The 17,882-nt window shown below is 35.2% G+C and carries 18 protein-coding genes, 1 tRNA gene and 2 pseudogenes; 7 read left to right on the forward strand and 14 right to left on the reverse strand.

Features of this window, described 5'->3' with window-relative positions:
• Positions 1 to 211 precede the first annotated feature (211 nt).
• From OVN23_RS00880 to OVN23_RS00905, 6 genes are all read right to left on the reverse strand, one after another.
• Positions 212 to 283, reverse strand: a tRNA-Arg gene (locus OVN23_RS00880).
• A gap of 41 nt (positions 284 to 324) precedes the next feature.
• Entirely contained in the window at positions 325 to 672 is a 348-nt protein-coding gene (rplS, locus tag OVN23_RS00885) for a 50S ribosomal protein L19 (protein ID WP_001068669.1), read from the reverse strand.
• A 118-nt stretch (positions 673 to 790) separates the two neighbouring features.
• Complete coding sequence (gene crcB, locus OVN23_RS00890; protein WP_237446804.1) at positions 791 to 1,120, reverse strand: fluoride efflux transporter CrcB; 330 nt, start codon at positions 1,118 to 1,120, stop codon at positions 791 to 793.
• Positions 1,114 to 1,488, reverse strand: a complete 375-nt coding sequence (gene crcB, locus OVN23_RS00895) for a fluoride efflux transporter CrcB (protein WP_049500395.1) — start codon at positions 1,486 to 1,488, stop codon at positions 1,114 to 1,116. Before crcB (OVN23_RS00895) ends, crcB (OVN23_RS00890) begins: the two co-directional genes overlap by 7 nt.
• Positions 1,485 to 1,751, reverse strand: a complete 267-nt coding sequence (locus OVN23_RS00900) for a chorismate mutase (RefSeq protein WP_049500393.1) — start codon at positions 1,749 to 1,751, stop codon at positions 1,485 to 1,487. Before OVN23_RS00900 ends, crcB (OVN23_RS00895) begins: the two co-directional genes overlap by 4 nt.
• Positions 1,752 to 1,865: 114 nt before the next feature.
• The gene (locus tag OVN23_RS00905) at positions 1,866 to 2,309 is read right to left on the reverse strand and encodes a flavodoxin (protein ID WP_001162125.1); all 444 of its coding nucleotides are present in this window, start codon (positions 2,307 to 2,309) and stop codon (positions 1,866 to 1,868) included.
• Positions 2,310 to 2,412: 103 nt separating this feature from the next.
• Between OVN23_RS00905 and OVN23_RS00910 the strand changes: the two genes are divergently transcribed.
• The 4 genes from OVN23_RS00910 to OVN23_RS00925 all read left to right on the forward strand — a co-directional run bounded on the left by OVN23_RS00910 (position 2,413) and on the right by OVN23_RS00925 (position 4,506).
• Positions 2,413 to 3,348, forward strand: coding sequence for a DHH family phosphoesterase (locus tag OVN23_RS00910; RefSeq protein ID WP_267240163.1), 936 nt, complete (start codon positions 2,413 to 2,415; stop codon positions 3,346 to 3,348).
• A gap of 95 nt (positions 3,349 to 3,443) precedes the next feature.
• Positions 3,444 to 3,686 carry a type B 50S ribosomal protein L31 gene (locus OVN23_RS00915; protein ID WP_000710764.1) on the forward strand — a complete coding sequence of 81 codons (243 nt, stop codon included), beginning with the start codon at positions 3,444 to 3,446 and terminating at the stop codon, positions 3,684 to 3,686.
• A gap of 186 nt (positions 3,687 to 3,872) precedes the next feature.
• Positions 3,873 to 4,157, forward strand: coding sequence for a type II toxin-antitoxin system RelB/DinJ family antitoxin (locus tag OVN23_RS00920; RefSeq protein ID WP_000235835.1), 285 nt, complete (start codon positions 3,873 to 3,875; stop codon positions 4,155 to 4,157).
• On the forward strand, positions 4,147 to 4,506 hold the full coding sequence (locus tag OVN23_RS00925; RefSeq protein WP_000639592.1) for a type II toxin-antitoxin system RelE/ParE family toxin: 360 nt from the start codon (positions 4,147 to 4,149) through the stop codon (positions 4,504 to 4,506). Before OVN23_RS00920 ends, OVN23_RS00925 begins: the two co-directional genes overlap by 11 nt.
• Positions 4,507 to 4,729: 223 nt before the next feature.
• On the opposite strand, the gene OVN23_RS00930 is transcribed toward OVN23_RS00925, so the two are convergent.
• On the reverse strand, positions 4,730 to 6,127 hold the full coding sequence (locus OVN23_RS00930) for an N-acetylmuramoyl-L-alanine amidase (protein WP_267240164.1): 1,398 nt from the start codon (positions 6,125 to 6,127) through the stop codon (positions 4,730 to 4,732).
• A 383-nt stretch (positions 6,128 to 6,510) separates the two neighbouring features.
• On the opposite strand from OVN23_RS00930, the gene OVN23_RS00935 reads away from it, so the two are divergent.
• The gene (locus OVN23_RS00935; RefSeq protein ID WP_267240165.1) at positions 6,511 to 7,770 is read left to right on the forward strand and encodes an N-acetylmuramoyl-L-alanine amidase family protein; all 1,260 of its coding nucleotides are present in this window, start codon (positions 6,511 to 6,513) and stop codon (positions 7,768 to 7,770) included.
• 104 nt (positions 7,771 to 7,874) lie between these two features.
• Here OVN23_RS00935 and OVN23_RS00940 read toward each other — a convergent pair.
• Positions 7,875 to 8,417: pseudogene (locus OVN23_RS00940) on the reverse strand (transposase); the annotation flags it as partial.
• Positions 8,418 to 8,850: 433 nt separating this feature from the next.
• Between OVN23_RS00940 and gdhA the strand changes: the two are divergent.
• Positions 8,851 to 10,197, forward strand: a complete 1,347-nt coding sequence (gdhA, locus tag OVN23_RS00950) for an NADP-specific glutamate dehydrogenase (RefSeq protein ID WP_267240166.1) — start codon at positions 8,851 to 8,853, stop codon at positions 10,195 to 10,197.
• 290 nt (positions 10,198 to 10,487) lie between these two features.
• Here the strand turns inward: gdhA and OVN23_RS00955 are convergent, their stop codons facing one another.
• The gene (locus OVN23_RS00955; protein WP_050243184.1) at positions 10,488 to 10,658 is read right to left on the reverse strand and encodes a hypothetical protein; all 171 of its coding nucleotides are present in this window, start codon (positions 10,656 to 10,658) and stop codon (positions 10,488 to 10,490) included.
• A 91-nt stretch (positions 10,659 to 10,749) separates the two neighbouring features.
• Complete coding sequence (locus tag OVN23_RS00960; RefSeq protein ID WP_226946486.1) at positions 10,750 to 11,313, reverse strand: ATP-binding cassette domain-containing protein; 564 nt, start codon at positions 11,311 to 11,313, stop codon at positions 10,750 to 10,752.
• 487 nt (positions 11,314 to 11,800) lie between these two features.
• Here OVN23_RS00960 and OVN23_RS00965 point away from each other — a divergent pair, with 487 nt between their 5' ends.
• Entirely contained in the window at positions 11,801 to 12,652 is an 852-nt protein-coding gene (locus tag OVN23_RS00965) for a helix-turn-helix domain-containing protein (RefSeq protein WP_050243183.1), read from the forward strand.
• 44 nt (positions 12,653 to 12,696) lie between these two features.
• On the opposite strand, the pseudogene OVN23_RS00970 reads toward OVN23_RS00965, so the two are convergent.
• The 4 genes and pseudogenes from OVN23_RS00970 to pezA all read right to left on the reverse strand — a co-directional run.
• A pseudogene (locus OVN23_RS00970) lies at positions 12,697 to 13,968 on the reverse strand (SAG1250 family conjugative relaxase); the annotation flags it as partial.
• Between the two features lie 88 nt (positions 13,969 to 14,056).
• On the reverse strand, positions 14,057 to 16,555 hold the full coding sequence (locus tag OVN23_RS00975) for a Spaf_1101 family AAA-like ATPase (protein WP_267240167.1): 2,499 nt from the start codon (positions 16,553 to 16,555) through the stop codon (positions 14,057 to 14,059).
• Positions 16,556 to 16,582: 27 nt separating this feature from the next.
• Positions 16,583 to 17,344, reverse strand: coding sequence for a type II toxin-antitoxin system toxin PezT (gene pezT / locus OVN23_RS00980; RefSeq protein WP_173253370.1), 762 nt, complete (start codon positions 17,342 to 17,344; stop codon positions 16,583 to 16,585).
• Positions 17,344 to 17,820 (reverse strand): type II toxin-antitoxin system antitoxin PezA, encoded by a 477-nt coding sequence (gene pezA, locus OVN23_RS00985; RefSeq protein ID WP_112445231.1) that lies wholly within the window; start codon positions 17,818 to 17,820, stop codon positions 17,344 to 17,346. Before pezA ends, pezT begins: the two co-directional genes overlap by 1 nt.
• Positions 17,821 to 17,882 lie beyond the last annotated feature (62 nt).

Consider the following 17,882-nt stretch of genomic DNA (forward strand, 5'->3'; position numbering starts at 1 on the left):
ACATTTATATACTCGATATAGTCTCAATTTTATCTGATGATTGCCCAAATTTTTCAATAATAAAACGCATAATATTATGGAGATAATGAACTGCACCCCAAAAGTTAGACAGAAAAAATCTAACTTTTGGGGGTCAGTACATAAATCCCCTATATTATGCGTTCTTTTAATATCAAGGACTTTTTGACAAACTTCTTTGATGTCTAATTACTGCCCCCTGCCGGAATCGAACCAGCAACTACTCCTTAGGAGGGAGTTGTTATATCCATTGAACTAAGGGAGCTAGATAAAAACTCTGCTGAAAAGCAGAGTTTTTTAGTCGAATTAACGACGGATTTCTTTGATACGAGCTGCCTTACCTTGAAGAGCACGCAAGTAGTACAATTTCGCACGACGTACTTTACCGTAACGTACAACTTCGATTTTTTCAACACGTGGAGTGTGGATTGGGAAGATACGTTCAACACCTACACCGTTAGAGATTTTACGAACTGTGTAGTTTTCTGAGATACCAGCACCTTTACGTGCGATAACAACACCTTCAAAAATCTGGATACGTTCACGGTTACCTTCGACAACTTTCGCGTGTACACGAACAGTGTCACCAGGACGGAATGATGGGATATCAGTACGAAGTTGACCTTCAGTCAAGCTTTGGATTAATGGATTCATTTTATTCTCCTATCTTTGTCAATCTTGAGGAATCTTCCTCAGCGGATAAACTGTATTTTTGTGCGTCCATTACACACAAGATACAGTTTACCAAATTTTCACAAAAAAGTAAAGAAATTTACAACAGAATTCCTAAAAAAATCGCAACCAAACCACCTAGGTAGGTCAAAGCCAGATAAGAATAAAATACCTTCTTATCACTTAACAGTCTTTGGAGTTCATCATTAAAGGTCGAAAAAGTCGTTAAACCACCACAAAATCCTGTTGCTAGAATAGCATAGACTTCCTTAGACTCCACATGATTGTAGAATAATCCAATTAAAAAACAACCTAAAAGATTGGCTATGAGCGTTCCGAGGGGCAATTTAGATGCTTGATTATAGCGGGAAAAGAAATAGCGCACTAAAGCTCCGAAACCACAAGCAATTGCAAGATAGACGATTACCATTTTTTCCTCCCTAAATAGTAAGCTAAAAGCAGTCCGCCACCGATGCTCAAAAGCAAATACAGGACTAAACTAAGATAACGCCCTGTATCAAGCAGTTTCACAGCATCAAGCATGAGACTAGAAAAGGTTGTTAAACCTCCGCAAAAACCCGTCCCTAGCGCTAAAACCAATCCCTTACTAGTACCCTTATAAACCAGATAACCCTTGACAAGATAAACCAGGCAGAAAATTCCCAGATAGTTGACAAAGAGAGTCCCCCAAGGAAAGTCTGGACTGGCTGGTAACCAAGTGGAAACTAGATAGCGGACAAGTCCGCCTAACATAGCAGCTAGAAAAATCCCTAGCAGATAAAATTGTTCTTTTTTCATTTGATATTTTGATCCTGATAATCACGCGAACGTTTGAGTATGTCCGAAAACGTTGCGACAATAGTCTCCTGATAGCGCTTGTCCTCTACACGACTCCTAACCTTTTCAAAAATAACTTCTTCTCTCTTAGTATCTAAAATCGGTTTCCCTGAAGCCTTCTTATAAGCAACAACCCCTTCAACTAAATGCATTCTTTCTTCTAACAGTTTGACAATTTGGTCGTCGATTTGATCAATTTCTTGACGAATACTATCTAAATCCATACAGTCTCCTCCTTTATTTGATTTATTGTATCAAAAAGCTACCAAATAGGCTAGTAAAATCTCAACTCACGATAAAAAACTGCACTGATTGATTACATCAGCGCAGTTTTATACTTATCCTACTTTAGCAGCCAATTCTTCTGCGAATTGTTCCAAGCGTTCAATATCTTCTTCCTCGGCAGAAAGATCAACTTTAACACACTCTGAACCTTTCTCTGCTCCTGTCGCTACAAAAACGCGGTCAAAGTCATCGACAGCCTTACAGAATTCATCGTAGAAGGTATCTCCTGATCCGACCACTCCGTAGATTTTGCCATTCAAGTTGAGGTCAGCTAGGTCTTCGTAGAAGTCCATCATCTCATCAGGCAATTCTCCATCACCATAAGTATAGGTTGCAACGATAGCGATGTCTGCTTCCAAGAAGTCTGAAGCGTCAACAGTTGTACATTCATCAACATCGACATCCAAGCCCAAGTCACGTAATTTGTCTGCTACAATATCTGCAATTTCTTCGGTATTACCGGTCATACTGGCAAATACAATTTTTGCTAATGCCATATCGTCCTCCTCAATTTATCTTTCTCCATTATATCACATCTTTTTCATTTTAAAAATAAAAATTCTTGTGCTACAATGAAATGAGAAAGAATTGAGGTTATTTATGGACATTTGCCATCAAATTTTAGAAAAAATTAAAGAATACGACACGATTATCATTCATCGTCATATGAAACCAGATCCTGATGCCTTGGGAAGTCAGGTGGGCTTGAAAGCTCTTCTCAAACATCATTTCCCAGAAAAAACCATCAAAGCAGTTGGTTTTGATGAACCAACTCTTACTTGGATGGCTGAAATGGATCTTATTGAAGATAGTGCCTACCAAGGTGCACTGGTCATCGTCTGTGATACGGCGAATACTGCTCGTATTGATGATAAACGCTATATTCAAGGTGATTTTCTCATTAAGATTGACCACCATCCAAATGATGATGTATATGGTGACCTATCTTGGGTGGACACTAGTTCAAGTAGCGCTAGTGAGATGATTACCCTATTTGCCCAAATAACTCAACTGTCCTTGTCAGATTGCGCTGCTGAGTTGCTCTTTGCAGGAATTATCGGTGATACAGGTCGTTTCCTTTATCCTTCTACGACTGCACGGACTCTTCGTCTGGCTGCTTATTTGAGAGAACAGAACTTTGACTTTGCGGCTCTCACTCGCAAAATGGACACTATGAGTTACAAAATTGCTAAACTTCAAGGCTACATCTACGACCATCTGGAAGTGGATGAAAATGGCGCGGCGCGCGTTATCCTGAGTCAAGAAGTCTTGAAACAATTCAATGTTACCGATGCTGAAACTGCAACCATTGTCGGTGCACCTGGACGTATTGACAGCGTCAGTATCTGGGGAATTTTTGTAGAGCAGGCTGATGGCCACTACCGAGTTCGCTTACGCAGTAAAATCCATCCTATCAATGAAATTGCCAAAGAACATGATGGTGGAGGCCACCCTCTAGCAAGCGGTGCTAATTCCTATAGTATAGAAGAAAACGAAATCATCTATCAAAAGTTAAAAAACTTGCTTAAAAACTGATAAAATACTTGCCAAACTTTTTAGAATCTGATAGACTAGTATGGTAACAATCTATGGCTCGCAAAGAGACCATGGCAGAAAGGAAATATTGCAAAATGAAAAAAGATATCCATCCAGAATATCGCCCAGTTGTCTTCATGGACACAACTACTGGTTACCAATTCCTTAGCGGTTCAACAAAACGCTCTAACGAAACAGTTGAGTTCGAAGGCGAAACTTACCCATTGATCCGTGTGGAAATTTCATCAGACTCACACCCATTCTACACTGGACGTCAAAAGTTCACTCAAGCAGATGGACGCGTGGATCGTTTCAACAAAAAATACGGTCTCAAATAATGATAAAAAGACAGCTTCGGCTGTTTTTTTGTTTCTTGAAATCAACTGCTGTTTTCATATTCCAGACTCAAAAAACTTTGCACTCTCAATAACCAAACAATGGTTTCCAGAGTATAGAGTTTTTTCTTGCCTAAAAAATATAAAAGATATATACTAGCTATATATCGTATAGATTGGAGATATATCATGGCTACATCACTTACTAAGCAATACAATTTTAAAATCAACGAGTCATCAATGGAACAAGCTAGAGCTATCATCAAGGAAAAAGGAATGACTATGACGGATGCTATTAGTCTTTTTATCGAGCAGATTGTTCTCGAACAGGATTTGCCAATAAAAACTGCAGAAGATTTACACCGTGAACGATTGATTCAGGAGCTACAAGCCCAATCTGAACGCGCCTTAAGAGAATATGAATCCGGACAAGGAACTTCCCTAGATGACATGAGGCTACGATATGATTTATAAAGTGATTCTATCTACTGAAGTGAGTCAGGCAATTGACAGTATCCATAACTACATCAGCACTGTTCTTTTATCACCCCAGTCGGCTAAGAATACTGTAGCCAAAATTTTAGACGGCTTAAAAAGTTTAGAAACTTTTCCTGAAGCTGGCTTTGATGCAGATGAAAAAATAGGACTAAAAATCAACAGTAAGTACCCAACACGAGGAAAAATTATCGGTCAGTATATCTTGCTTTACTTTATCGACCAGACTCAAAGAACTGTTTTTCTTTCCCACTTATTTCACACCAAAAGTGACTATGTTACCTTGCTCCAAAGCAAAAATAACAAAAACTCAAAATCATCATTTTAATGTCCACTGCTCCCTTAATAGCCTTGTAATTATAAAGAATACAGTCTTCATTTTAACTAGAAACTCAAAAAAACTTTGCACTCTAGATAGCCACACGATGGTTTCCAGAGTACAAAGTTTTTTAATTTGACAAGATTTAGTCTTCCTTATCTTGATTTTCAGTTCCTTACCAATAAAAAACTAAGCCTAGGACAATCTCCAAAGCTTAGTTTGATCTAGTTTCTTAATTTCCAGCGTAATATTTTTGAATTCCTTTAATAATACCTTCAACTAACTTATTTTGGTATTGATCACTACGGATTCGTTGGTTTTCTTCTGGATTATCCATATAACCCAACTCTAATAACACAGCAGGTTTCGCAGTCTCACGAAGAACAGCGAAGGTGGCTTGCAAAAGCCCAGCATCTCTAGCTCCTGTCTCAGTCAAGAGAGATGAATGAAGGTCAGCTGCCAAACGATTACTTTCACTTATACGGTCTGGATTATTATGCCAGTACTGGTTAATCTTGCTCGGATAACCCACTTCTTCCTTATAAGAATAAGTCTGTATTCCCAGATTCAGTGTTGTGTCATTCCCAGTAGCGTTAAAATGAATACTAATAAAGAAGTCTGCATTCGTTTTATTTACCATACGAGAACGCTCTGTCACAAAGTCAACATCCACATCACTATCACGAGATGTTAAAACTGTATAGCCAAGTTCTTCTAAACGTTTCCGTAATTTACGAGAGACCTGTAGATTCAAATCTTTTTCAGCTATTCCATAATAGTAAGCGCCCGAATCACGTCCACCATGCCCAGGATCTAGGAAAATAGTCTTACTATAGCGCCCCTTTTCAAATCCTTTTGGAAGTTCTTGCACCCATTTACCATTATCTTTGAAAAAATGACTACTTCCATCAATAGTATAAGTTCCAGTGACATAAACGCCATCTTCTTTAAGATAATACCAAGCTTTATAATCTTGATCATAAATCCACTCTTTGTGAGCCATGTAGCCACCAGATTTTAGATAGTAAGAGCCAACCCATTGCTGTTCAGCATAGTGCCCACCTGACTTGAGATAAAACCAGCTAGAGTAGCTCGGATCGTACACCCATTCTTTATCTGCCATAGCCCCACTGGACTTCAGGTAATAATTTCCCTTCCAGGTATTAGCCATCATGGTACCATTTTGATCAAATGCATACCATTTACCATTGATTTGACTCCATTGGTTAGACAAATATTTTCCTGAGCCATTGGCGTAGTACCACTTGTTAGCCATCTGATACCAGCTATTTTCAAGTAAGTAACCATTCTTATCAAATAGGTAGCCCTCATAAAGAGTATCTGTAAATTTGACACCCGTTTGACTATAATAAGTCCACTTCCCGTCTTCTTTTACCCAACCAGTTTGTAGCTTAGACTCAGTAGGAAGAGTTGGCTTTGTCTCCTGCTTACTCGAACTAGGAGTCGTTGGCTGGTTTTCTGTAGCTGCTTGAGAATCACTTGCAGAGCTAGTAGTTGAACTAGCGATATAGTTATTCTCAGAATGACTAGTATCATTAGCTAGAACTGTTTGGCTAGTAAATCCAAGAAGAGCCAGAGCAAGAATCGTAAATTTCTTATATGATTTCATTTATTTAACCTTTCTAGGGGAATGGAATCCCTGTGTTATTGAGTTCTTTAACTTCCTTGATGAAGGAAGATTTGTTCTACATCCTCTAAACTATATTTTATATGATATCATGGAGTGTTTAGCTTATTTAAAAATGTGAAACCTAAAAAGCATGACTAAGTGGGAACCTTAAAAATTCAATTTCTGAACACCTAATCTCGCTTCAGATAGTTATCGAACAAGTCGAGTAGATTTCATTAAAATCATCTATTTATATTATACACCAAATTTAAGAAAAATTTTTGCAAACATCTAAATTTAAAATAAATCTAGTCCCTAGCTATACCGAATTTTAGTTTACTCTGCCCAGTAGAGATGTTATAATAAAAATAGGAGGACACAAAATGAACAATAAAACTAAAAAGTTCACACTTACTACAGTTTTAGTACTTTCCTTGTTAGGAGCTGGAACTCTTACATCACAATCAGTAGCCGCTAATGATAGGTTGGTTTCCACTCAAGAAATCAATGGTCAATCCTACAATATCTTGAACTCAGAGGTAACTAGTACTTCTGCCGGTACTAGCTTAGTTGGAATTGAAGGGACTTTCTTGACGCCAGATAAGCAGGCTATTTTAGACCGTATCAATGCCATTCGAAAAGAGGCGGCAGATGAAGGCCTAGTTACTAGCTACGTTCCTATCAAATGGTCAACTGCACTAGAAAAAACAGCCTTCGTTCGTGCAGCAGAAGCTTCAATCACCATTGATCACACACGCTTGTCTAGTAAGGACATTTGGAGTGCTTGGCCTACAGGAAATTTCTCCCTTTCAGAAAATTTGGCTTGGAACTACAATGGATTTATGAAGGCCATCCAGCAATGGTATGATGAAAAAGCCGATTATGTTAAATCTCGTAGTGGTGTCAGTGTTGCAGGTCAAACTGGACACTACGAATCCTTAATTAACCCAAAATTGACCTATATGGGGCTTGCAGCCTTTGAAAACCCTGTCACTCAAAATGGATGGATTACCGTTGCACAAAGTTTCGGAACAGCATCTGGTGGCTCTGAAGAACTAGCTGGTAGTTATGGAAAGGCCATTCAATATACAGAAACAAATTCTTCTCAGATTCAAACATTTGCGACTAAGGCGAATCTTTTTGACAAAGACTTGAAGGCTATCGGAACTCATAAAACCAAAACTGCAAATACAAATTCAAGTCAGAAACTAGACGATGAGACCAATGACCCTGCCGAATTTCTTAATCGACTAAGAAGTTGGTTCAATCATTCTCAATACTTCGGAAGTTGGATTCAATCAAACGGACGTTGGTGGTTTAAACACAATGACGGCTCATACACGAGTAATGGATGGGAAAAAATAAATAGAACTTGGTATCGCTTTGACAACTCTGGTTGGATGCAAACAGGCTGGGTAAAAGACGGTACTTGGTACTATCTCGACGGTTCAGGCGCTATGAAGACTGGTTGGCTCAAAGATAATGGTAGCTGGTATTATCTTGATAGCTCAGGTGCTATGAAAACAGGCTGGATGAAAGTATCTGGCAAATGGTACTATGCCTATAGTTCTGGTGCACTCTCAATCAATACGACTACACCTGACGGCTACCGTGTCAATGACAATGGTGAATGGGTAGGATAATTTAACACAACAAAAAGACTCTATACTATCTCACAGTGAGTAATCTTCACTTTCAGATAGTATAGAGATTTTTATTTACCTAGTATAGCTCTTATCTTAGGCGTTTATAACAAACTGAAACAAGAACAAGACAAAAGCACCTCGTAAAAAGTACTGCAAGTTGGTAATACCTTTTTGAGGTGCTTTTTGATATGAGCCCATGTCTTCTCAATAGGATTGTACTCAGGTGAGTAGAGAGGAAGAGGTAAAAGTTTATGCCCAAACTCTTCACACAAGAGTTCTATCTTATCCATTCTATGGAATCTTACATTATCCATAATAATAACTGAGGGTGTATTTAATGTTGGTAAGAGAAACTTCTGAAACCAAGCTTCAAAAAAGTCGCTCGTCATCCTCTCTTCGTAGGTCATTGGAGCGATTAACTCACCATTTGTGAGCCCTGCAACCAAAGAAATCCTCTGATATCTTCTTCCAGATACTTTACCTCTTATTATCTGACCTTTTAAAGAGCGACCATACTCTCGATAAAAATAAGTATCGAATCCTGTTTCATCAATATAAACAGGTGCTAGGTACTTTAAACTATTAAAATTTTTCAGAAATAAGGCTACTTTTTCTGGATCTTGTTCATGAATAGTATAGTACTTTATGGTTACCGAACAAGTCTAATGAAAAAATTCTGATGATAGTTCTAAATCTCAATAACCGCTTGGGTTCCATGATCCAACTCCAGCAAGACATCTATACTTGTATAGAAAATCCTGCCCTGAATAAGGGGATGTAAATATTGCTTTCCTCCAAAATGGTCATAGTTTTGCTGGCAAATCTAACATATCACGGATAAATTAACAAGTGATTTCTGAATTGCTAAACATTTTCTTTTCTTATAGCATATTTTCAGATTTTCTCTTTGAGAAAGATATTTCCAAGAAAAAGGTTCGTTTTTTTATCTATTTTCAAAAAGTCCCAAAAACTGAATTGAAAGAATTTTTAGAAAATTTCTGTTTTTTTCTTTACAGTGAAAAAAAATTCTGCTATAATGACTCATGTAATAAAATATGACAATAAAAGGAGAACGATATGACATCTGCTAAAGAATATATCCAAAGCGTGTTTGAAACTGTAAAAGCTCGTAACGGGCACGAGGCTGAATTCCTCCAAGCTGTTGAAGAATTTTTCAACACTTTGGAACCTGTATTTGAAAAACACCCTGAGTATATCGAAGAAAATATCTTGGCACGTATTACTGAGCCTGAGCGCGTGATTTCTTTCCGTGTTCCTTGGGTTGACCGTGATGGAAAAGTTCAAGTAAACCGTGGTTACCGTGTTCAATTCAACTCAGCTGTTGGACCATACAAAGGCGGACTTCGTTTCCACCCAACTGTTAACCAAGGGATTTTGAAATTCCTAGGATTTGAACAAATCTTCAAAAACGTCTTGACTGGACTTCCTATCGGTGGAGGTAAAGGTGGATCAGACTTCGATCCTAAAGGTAAAACAGATGCTGAAGTGATGCGCTTCTGCCAAAGCTTCATGACTGAATTGCAAAAACACATCGGACCATCACTTGACGTACCTGCTGGTGATATCGGTGTTGGTGGACGTGAGATTGGTTACCTTTACGGTCAGTACAAACGCCTTAATCAATTTGATGCTGGTGTCTTGACTGGTAAACCTCTTGGATTTGGTGGTAGCTTGATTCGTCCAGAAGCAACTGGTTACGGTTTGGTTTATTACACTGAAGAAATGCTCAAAGCTAACGGTAATAGCTTTGCTGGTAAGAAAGTGGTCATTTCAGGTTCTGGTAACGTTGCTCAATACGCTCTTCAAAAAGCGATTGAACTCGGTGCAACAGTTATCTCTGTTTCTGACTCAAATGGTTATGTCATCGATGAAAACGGTATTGACTTCGATCTTTTAGTAGATGTTAAAGAAAAACGTCGTGCTCGTTTGACTGAGTATGCTGCTGAAAAAGCAACTGCTACTTATCATGAAGGTTCTGTATGGACTTACGCTGGAAACTATGACATCGCTCTTCCATGTGCGACTCAAAACGAAATCAACGGTGAAGCAGCTAAACGTTTGGTTGCTCAAGGCGTTATCTGTGTATCTGAAGGTGCCAACATGCCAAGCGACCTTGATGCCATCAAAGTTTACAAGGAAAATGGTATCTTCTACGGACCTGCCAAAGCTGCCAACGCTGGTGGTGTAGCCGTTTCCGCCCTTGAAATGAGCCAAAATAGCCTTCGCCTCTCATGGACTCGTGAAGAAGTTGATGGACGTCTCAAAGACATCATGACAAACATCTTTAACACAGCTAAAACAACTTCAGAAACATATGGTCTTGATAAAGACTACCTTGCAGGAGCAAACATTGCTGCCTTTGAAAATGTAGCAAACGCTATGATTGCACAAGGTATTGTTTAAGATTTATTTGCTCAATCCTCAATCACTACGATTGGGGATTTTTAGCTTGAATTAAACAGTTGGAAAATTACTTACTCGCCCCCTTTTTTGCCCCCTGGCACATAAAAATAAAAACCGCTAGTCCTAAGAATAACGGTTTAATCATGTTTTTAAGCTACTAATGTAGTCGCTCTATTATTTAAATAAAATGAAGTGTTATGAATAACTTCAATATCTTTAAAGTTTTTTGTTAGATTTATAATTTCAACTATAGCCATCTCTACTCGTTAGTTTACAGCAAAAAATTATGCTTAATTATTATTGTTTTTGTAAACAATCAGCGAACCCAATACTATTCCATTCAACAAGCCTAAAGAAATACCATATTCAACTGGAAAATCTAAAAAAATTGCAAACACTATTCCAATCATCACCCCTAGTGAGGCTGCTGTTGAAATTACATATTCATTTTCTTTCTTCATTTTCTGTACACCTCATTTCCTTTTTGTATATAAGCTCTAGTCATCTCCACCAAGAGCCATTAAGTACTTATGATTTCCTGACTCAACAATCTTACCACCTTTCATTACAAAAATAATATCCCGCATCCTTAATCGATAACAATCTGTGAACTACAATTATTTGAGTACAGCCCTGACTTTTTATATACTTTGTTATTCTTTCCTCATTAATAGTGTCTAATGCACTAGTTGCCTCATCTAAAATTACAATACTAGGATTATTTATTAATGCACGTGCCAGTGCTATCCGTTGTCTTTGAATACCTGAAATATTTGAACCCATCTCTGAGATGATAGTATTAAATTTCATCGGCATAGCCATGATTTCATCATAGATTTGAACTGCTTTACAAACTTCCTCTATCTTTTGTGAAGTAACTTCGTGCTTTAAAGTTATATTATCAAGAATACTTCTGTTCAATAAAAATGAATCCTGTGGAACTACTCCTAAATTTTGACTTAATATTTTTTTATCTATTTGATTAATATTTACACCATCAAATAAAACTTTTCCTGTATCAATCTTATATAATCCTGATGGTATTTTTGATAACGTACTTTTTCCTGACCCCGGTTGACCGACTAGTGCAATTCTCTGTCCTGAATCAATAGTCAAATTTAAATTTTCTATTACAGGAGCTGAGTCTTTGGAATAAGAGAAAGATAGGCCCTTAATATCTATTCTACTTCAAACGTTTCTAAACTATACTCCGGAAAATAATTTAACCAATAATTAACCATACTATCTTTCATCGTATCCTCCAACCAGTACTAAGAGTCTGGGACAAAAGTCTAACCTTAAATATAAAAAGCTAACAAAACGAGTTATCTGACACTCAGAATTCTGTCTTATTCGCTTTTTTGTCTAATCTATCGATTTTTAAAATTTATAATCAAGAATTCCTAAAATCAAAATCTTTTTGTCCCAGACTCTTAGGTATACACCTAAACATTTTATCCACCGACAATAATAATATCCATTACCAACAATAAAATTGGGGAATTTTTTAAAATTTTCTTCATATTTAGACTTCCTTTCAGTTTTTATTTATTGTACAATAAATAAGAATCAATTACTTTTTTGTTGGGAAAACGGGAAAATTATGAAATCAAAACTTGGTATCACACTCAGAAAAGTTCGTAAAGGAAAACAAATCAGTTTATGTTCTGTTGCTGACGAGCATCTTTCTAAATCTCAAATATCTCGATTCGAACGTGGAGAATCAGAAATCTCATGTATTAGACTAATCAATATTTTAGACAAGTTGCACGTTACCCTAGATGAGTTTCTTATTTTACACGATGATGACTACACCAATAGTGAATCATTTGCTAACCTAGTTCAATATATTCGTAAACAATACTCATCACAAAGTATTGATAATATAGCGTGCCTACTATCTGACACTACAAATTACACTCTAGATCCTTTAGAGAAAACTATGGTAAAATCCATTCTGCACACAATGGATTCGAGGATCATTCCATCAGATGAAGAACTACTTCAACTGACAGACTATCTTTTTAAAGTCGAAAAATGGGGTTACTATGAGATTATTATATTTGGTAACTGTGCACGAACAATTAACTACAATTCCTACTTCTTATTGACAAAGGAATTGTTAAAGAATTATATCTACTCTTCTCTGAATAAAACCAATAAACGAATGGTCACTCAACTTGCTATAAATTGTTTAATTCTTAGTATAGATGAGGAAAAATTTTCTAATTGTTCCTATTTAATTAGTGAGATAAAAACATTATTAGATAATGAATTTAACTTCTATGAACAGACAGTTTTTCTCTATGCAACTGGATACTATGAATTTAAACGCCAATTAAGTAGTGGAATTGAAAAAATGAAACAGGCCATACAAGTTCTCGATATTTTAAGAGAAGACAAGTTAAGATTACACCATACTGATCATTTTAATAAACTAGTAAATAAAAAATAAATGAAATTATTCTCTATATTTTAACGAATTAGTCGTAAATACTATTATTCTAGTAAAGCATTCTCGTGAAATTTTAGGACTGTAAATTTATTGGTATTAATAATTTTCACAAACGAATCCTGTCTTCTAGCTATCTCCTCATATTCATTAATTTCATTACCAAGTTCCTGTTGTAATTTTAAAATATCTGTATTGAGTCGATCTAACGTTATTGATTCCGTCATGTTCATTTGGGCAAAATCATACTTAGCTAATTTTCTAGTCTCATGATCTTCACTCTTCAAATTGATAAGGACTTCCACCATCTTGTTTAAGGTGGCGATTTTTTCTTGGGTTTCTTCTAGCTTCATATCAATCTCTGCAATTTCTAATACAAGCTCATCTTTGATTTCTTGGTATTGTTTGTTCGTGTTAGATAGTTCAATCATAAGATTAATTTCAGAAATCTTGTCTTAAAGACTTTTTAAAGTTGGTCGTCTATATGGGAGTTTTTGGCTATCGTTGCTCAATTATCTGATTAAAGTCCTACCCTTGATGAAACAATTATTATCCTTGTTTTCTTTATTATAGACAAAGTAAAAAGACGTTTCTCGAATGTAGACTTTATATTTTTTCTGATTGTCTTCCTCAAAAATATCTAGCTGGTAGTTAGGAATAAAGATGAGTCCACTCTGTTTAATACCAAACGAAACCCGGATATAGATACCATCATCAACCAACTTCTCTATCTGATTATCCGTAAGTTCAATCTCAAACTCATGGATAGCATCTCGTTTTTCCTTGTATTTCTTGAAGGCTTCCTCGATTTCTTCAGCGGAGACTTTCTCCTTATGCTGCTCCTCTCGAAAAGTCTGAAAATCTTCCTGAAGATTTTCTAATGCTTGAATATCTCTAACTTCTCTATCTTCAAAATAACGATTAAAAAATTGAACATCGTACAATTTCTTATCGCTAATTTTTTTATGATTCAGGCTTATCTTTTGATTATCTTCTTCCAGGATAAAAGTTACATTTTTTTGTTTTAAGTCAATGGTTAGATTCAATTCTTTTGCTTTTGTTATTAAATCTTCTAAAGAATTGACACGGTTCAACAAAAATTCTAAACGACTTTCAATCTCTTGTTTGGCAAAATGTATTCTAAAAAATTCTTCATCATATAAATCTCGTTTGCTGAGTTGGCGTCCTCGAATTGGTTTTATCATCGTTCTATCTGTCATCAAAAAACGGCTATGCTTTTGACTAAAATCAATCTGAACATACAACTGCTTTGCTTTCTCTAAAAAATCATCAAACGATTTAGATTGCTGCAACAAATATCCACAGAGGACTTGTACCTCAGATGTACACTATGCCTGTCGGACAAAGAAAAAAGTAGGCTAAATTTCTAACCTACTTTTTCTGACTCTACTCTGATAAAGCCGTCTCATATATAGACATTTTATGCTTGAAGGAATCTTTTCCTCCCTCTAATTGATTGATGATATGATTTTTTATATATTTTTCACTAACATATCCCTGTGATTCAATCCATCCGTTAACTCCATCTGACTCCATAATAACAACTTGATCTGTCATAGAATTTGTTACAATTGTAGCATTATGTGTTGCTAAAATAATTTGACGTTGAGCTTTCACATCTCTAAACTGCTGAACTAAATGCCTGTAAATATAACGATTGTCTAGATTGTCTTCAGGCTGATCAATAATCAATGGTCTGAAGTCTTTAGAATAATCACTATATGCTAATAAAAAATCAAGCATGGCTACAACTTTTTGTCCCAAACTTAATACACCAACTTCTTTATAGACAATATCAAGTTGGTGCGAAGATTCTTTCGAGTTAATATTAAACTCCAAAAATAACCTTTCATTAGCTACATGCTCTTTTAAAACTCTTTTAAACTCATTTAATAAACTACTATTTTCAATTAAAGAGTAGATACTCTTTTTTAAATGCGTAATGTTGTATCCATTAATTTCAGATTTATCTCTCCAATTATTTTCTTGTTTTGCAAAATTATCTTCAGAGATACTTTTTAAAAGCATAAAATACTTATTAGGGATATTTTGTCTTACAATGACTTTAACAAATTCTTTCAATCCTAATTCCCGATAGATAAGATATAAAACGTCTGCTACATCTTGCATACTAATTCTATAATTATCAAACGAAGAACGATTATTCTTGAAAAGATAATTTTCGAAATGCGGTTCTTCCCATCTATCAATTTGCTCATAACAAATTCTTAACTTACCAATCTGAGTTTCATTAAAATCCTCAATAATTTCGAGTATTAATTGCTTCCGCTGTTTTAAATATTCATCAAGTTCCTTTAATTTTGCTTCAAACGATTCGAGTGTCTGAGTTCTTAGCCCATAGTCTGGTCTCGGTAATTTTTTATTTTTAATCATTAAATTAGAAATAAATTCTGTAATTTTTTCACCGTCAGCTGTTTTAACTAACTCATTAACAGAATATCTCCTATCAAACATTTTCTCTAAAATTCTAGTTTTATCAACTAATTTAAAATGGTTACCTTCAACTTTATAAACTTTTGTGTACTGAGACCGTGTCCATTCTTTAATAGAGTCAGAATTAAATATATAAGAATAGCCAAACCTATTCTCTCGATTTTGCCCATAATATTGTAAAATATTATCCTTATTTTCTTGTTTGACATCTGGCAAACTAACTTCAATAATATATTCAGTTTCTTCTAAAACATAGAGTACAAAAGCATTTGCATGGTTACATAGAAATTCCAATTTGCTTTGCTTATCACAATCTTGAGAAAGTACAAATTGTAACATATCAATTAATGTGCTTTTACCTGTACCTCTCCCTCCAATTAAACAATTCATAGATGGTGAAAATGTTAAAAAGAAGTCTTTATCTTTTTTTAACTTATCACCTGCAAGAAAACTTCTATTTTCCCCACGATTTTCTATATATAATCCTTTTATATAGGACTTTTGTTTAAAGCTTGGCTCACATAAACTAACTGATACATTATAATCAAACAATGCTTCTTGAAACATCTTGAAAGAAATTTTTCCACCTTTCAACCACAGATTGTTCTTCCCGAGTGAATCAATTTCGTGAGAATCATTATCTAATAGAAAATTGGGCTCACAATTAAAATCTGTTAATAGTTTTTTTCTAGAACCTTCAACAGAATTTATATTTTTAACACCAATAAATCGTGTGTTTTCTTTAGAAAAAATTTTTCGTTTATATGCACCTGATAAGTGAGAACCTTTTTTCAAAATGTTATAACTATTGAAATGAGCAATATAATTAACTATTTTTTGATTATTGAAATCTTTCATGATAGTCAGTGAATGTTGATAACTTCCATCTTTCTCACTTATAATATTTTCACTTAACCATTGATTAACCCATGACTCTTGTTCATAATCATATATACATACAATATGCAATTTATCTGCTGCACTAATTTCTACTCCATGTAAAATATGAGGATGTATATCATAAATCGGATAATTTTTCATTATGATTGAGACTGCCATTTGTAACTTTTTAATACCTTTGGTAGTATTATGATCAGTTACTACAACTATTTCTATTCCATTTTTTATGATTGCCTCTGCTAACATAAGAAAACTAATATATTCTTTTGAACTAGAAAAAACAACCTTATCAAAATTACTAAAAAAAATTGTCTTATCAACTTTTATTTTCTTATTTTCAAAAAATATATCATATAGTTCATCTTCAGTAATTTTTCTATATTTCGTTGCAGTCCAATTAGAAAATAGCTTGTAATCATAAGAAGCAGGTGTATGCAAATGAATTAAAGTCTTGTGAAAGCTACCGAATTTCTCTTTGGAATTTGTTAGTTCTTGATAAACAAACTTTATCTTGTTATTAAATCCTCTCACTTCTACTCTCCTAAAAATATCAATTGTTTATTTTTCAAGTAATTCATTAAGTCTCTTTTCCCCCACCTTCAACATCTCTTTCTCTACCTTGCTCCATTTTCCGAAGAGGCATTCTTGTAGCACTTCTGCTGCTGAAGTTTTATCTTCTCCTGAATCATATACACAACTTCTATCTCGTTGATAAATTTGAATTCTTTCAAAGATAGCCAGTTCTTCCAATTGTCGTGTATTATCAACTAGATGATTTACAATGAAATCATGATGTTCTTTTGGAGTTGCGCGTGCTTGATTTGGATTGACAGCGTACAGTTCTTCGTATCGGATAAGGGTGCTCAGATAGGACAATTTGGGCTTTGTCGCAATTAAGGCTAATTGTACTTCATATCCCTCACTTTTCAAGAGTTGTGCTGTTTTCTTTGGAACATCTATCGTTCGTAAAGTTCCCTCAATCAAAAGATTGTATCCCAAATGACTCAATTCGGTTACTAAAGACTCTACCATTTTCCCTGCAAAATCCTTGGTGTATTCAACGCTATCTTTGCCATATTCTTGCTGCAGTTCTAAATAGTGTGGATGCTGAGAACGAAAACTATCGCCATCTATGATAACAATATTTCCTTGAAATTCTTTCTGTTTAATACGATGAATTGTAGTCTTGCCAGCACCACTTTGCCCTCCAAGCAAAATCGCTATAGGTTGCTTACTGAACTTTTTTCCTCTTGTCAGAGAACGAAGATTCCGTGCCAAAGCATGTTTGAATTCACTATCGGTATAATCTTGGATTTCCATTAGGCTACCATCCGTTTTTCAGATATCTCTAACATACGTTCAATTCCATCCAAATAACCGATATATCTCTCTATTTCATCAAAAGTTTCTACTAAATAGATATTCGTATGAATCAAGTCAGATAGATCATCACTCATTAAAATCCAAGGATTAGATTCATCATCAATGCTAATTCCCTGACTATCTTGATAACGATAGAGTCGAGATAATAGATTAGCACCTCGTTCTTTCACAATTTCAATTTTTAAAGTCAATTCATAATCTTCAACAGGATTGAGCATTTTGTCTTCTCCTACGATATCAACATAAGATACATTAAACTTCTGACAAATGATATCTATTAGTTCCGTAGAGACTGGACTAGTTCCATTTTCATAACGACTCAAGCTATTGCGAGAAATTCCTATAATTTGGGCAAATTCGGGTTGTGTTAAGTCATGTGTTTTACGTAAGGATTTTATGTTCTTTCCAATCATGGCAAACTCCTTTATTTTTATAAATCCATTATAGCATAAAAAAGCAAAACGCACCAAAAATG

Origin of the sequence: Streptococcus sp. Marseille-Q6488, assembly GCF_946902925.1 — a bacterium.
Taxonomy (GTDB): domain Bacteria; phylum Bacillota; class Bacilli; order Lactobacillales; family Streptococcaceae; genus Streptococcus.